Genomic DNA, 2365 nt, shown 5'->3' with positions numbered 1-2365 from the left:
CGGAGAACCCCCTGGCGGCCGGCGCCGTCGCGCCGGAGGCGCAGTACGCGGTGGTCACCAACTCGACGTACGACGGGCTGTGTTACGACACGGTGGCGGCGGCCCGCGCCTTCGCCCCGAGCACGCCGCGCCTCCACTTCGACGAGGCCTGGTTCGCGTACGCCCGCTTCCATCCGCTGTACGCCGGGCGGTACGGGATGGCGGTCGGTCCCGACACGCTCCCCGGCCCGGAGCGGCCCACGGTCTTCTCCACCCAGTCGACCCACAAGCTGCTGGCCGCGCTGTCACAGGGAGCGATGGTGCACGTCCGGTCGTCGCCCCGGGCTCCCGTCGAGCACGAGCGCTTCAACGAGGCGTACATGATGCACGGGACGACGTCCCCGCTCTACCCGGCGATCGCCTCCCTCGACGTGGCGGCGGCCATGATGGACGGCCCCCAGGGCGAGTGGCTGATCGACGAGGCGGTGACCGAGGCGATCCGCTTCCGGCAGGCCGTCGTCCGCACCGGCCGCCGGATCGCCGAGGCGGGCGACCGCCCGGAGTGGTTCTTCGGCGTGTGGCAGCCGGACACCGTCACCGATCCGGCCACGGGCACCCCGGTCGCCTTCGCCGACGCGCCCGCCGCGCTGCTGCGCTCCGAGCCGTCCTGCTGGCAGTTGGAGCCGGGGGCCGCCTGGCACGGGTTCGAGGGGCTCACCGAGGGCTATTGCATGCTCGACCCGATCAAGGTGACGCTGACCTGCCCGGGGGTCGACGCGACCGGGGGGACCTCGCCCTGGGGCATTCCGGCGCGGATCCTCACCGCGTACCTGGCGGACCGCGGCATCGTGGTGGAGAAGACCGACAGCTACACCACCCTGATCCTGTTCTCCATGGGCATCACCAAGGGCAAGTGGGGCACGCTCATGGACGCCCTGATGGACTTCAAGGCCCTGTACGACGCCGACGCCCCGCTGGAGGAGGTGCTGCCGGGCCTGGTGGAGCAGTTCCCGGTGCGCTACGGCGGCGGGACGCTGCGCGGGCTCTGCCAGGACATGCACGAGCATCTCGCGAGCGGGGAGCTGATCGCGTCCCTGGACGCCGCGTTCCAGCGGCTTCCCGAGCCGGTCGAGCCGCCCCAGCGCTGCTACCAGCGGCTCATCCGGGGCGGCACCGAGCGGCTGCGTCTGGCGGAGGCGGCGGGCCGGGTCGCCGCCGCGATGGTGACGGTGACTCCGCCCGGCATCCCGGTCCTCATGCCCGGCGAGTCGATCGGCACCCCCGACGGTCCGCTGCTGCGGTACCTGGGGGCGCTGGAGGCGTTCGACCGGGAGTTCCCCGGCTTCCACAGCGAGGCCCACGGGGTGACGGTCGACCCGGAGTCCGGTGACTATCTGATCGAATGCGTCCGCCGTTCCACCGCCTGAGCCGCCCGCGCACCGGCGGTGGGGCGGCGGAGCGGGGAACGGCGTGGGCTCGCGTGTGAGCGGCGCCGAAGGGCGCGCAACGCGAGCGGGCACGTCGCCGAGGGCGGCGGGACCCGATCCGCGACGCCCCTCGTGGTGGGCGGCGCCTCTCGTCCGCCGGTGGCGGTCCGGCCTCCTGCGGCCGGTCTCCCGTGAGGCCGGCCGTCCGGGACTGCCCGGGCACGGCCCGCGCTTCGCACGCGTTCCCGGAACACGCCGTGAGCCACGCCTCCCGCCCACGGACGGGCCGCACGCGCGTGGAAGGCCGGGGGGCTCGCGTTGCGGGTGTTCTTCCACGTCGTCGGCGCGTTGGTGTTCCTCCACGCGGTGACCACCGCTGAGCGCGCCCACCCAGTGGTGGTCACCGGCGCGCGCCGAGGGGGCAGGGGGGCTGGGGCAGCTCCGCGCACCGGCGATCCACCGCGCCTGCGACGCGGGAGCGAAGGTGACCCGCCCGGCGCCGTGGAGGATCCGCGCTGCCGGCGGAGACGGAGCGCCGGGCAGCCGAACATCCGGCGGCGCCACTCCACGCCCCGCTTTTCACCGTGACGAGTGATGCGGGCGTCGTCGGCGCTACTTCACGCGCCGGGGAGACGTTGGGGTGCAGTGACGGTTCTGCAGTGACGGTTCTGCAACCGGGACCTGCGGACTTCGGGCATCGTTTCCTGCCGCCCGGGCGTCACGAACGGGAGGACGAACTGATCATGGGTGTGGCGAACGTGCCTCGTGCGGGCCACGGATACGACGTCCGGTCCACGGACCAGGCCGGCGCGAGCTCCGGCCTGGTGGGACGGGAGGCCGAGACGGCGGCGCTCCGAGCGGCCCTGGCCGCGCACCGGCTGGTCACCGTGACGGGCGCGGCCGGCGTCGGCAAGAGCCGGCTCGCCCTGGCGGCCGTGGCCGTGCCGGAGGCCGGTCCG

At 74.2% G+C, this 2365-nt stretch carries 2 pseudogenes; both read left to right on the top strand.

What is annotated here, in order from left to right:
* Positions 1-1406 (top strand): annotated as a pseudogene (locus tag RIF68_RS34485) (arginine decarboxylase); the annotation flags it as partial.
* A gap of 659 nt (positions 1407-2065) precedes the next feature.
* Positions 2066-2365, top strand: a pseudogene (locus tag RIF68_RS34480) (hypothetical protein); the annotation flags it as partial.

Source organism: Streptomyces sp. (genome assembly GCF_031178505.1).
Lineage (GTDB): Bacteria > Actinomycetota > Actinomycetes > Streptomycetales > Streptomycetaceae > Streptomyces > Streptomyces gulbargensis.
Note: the sequence above shows the minus strand (reverse complement) of the source record. Positions and strands in the feature narration are given on the sequence as shown.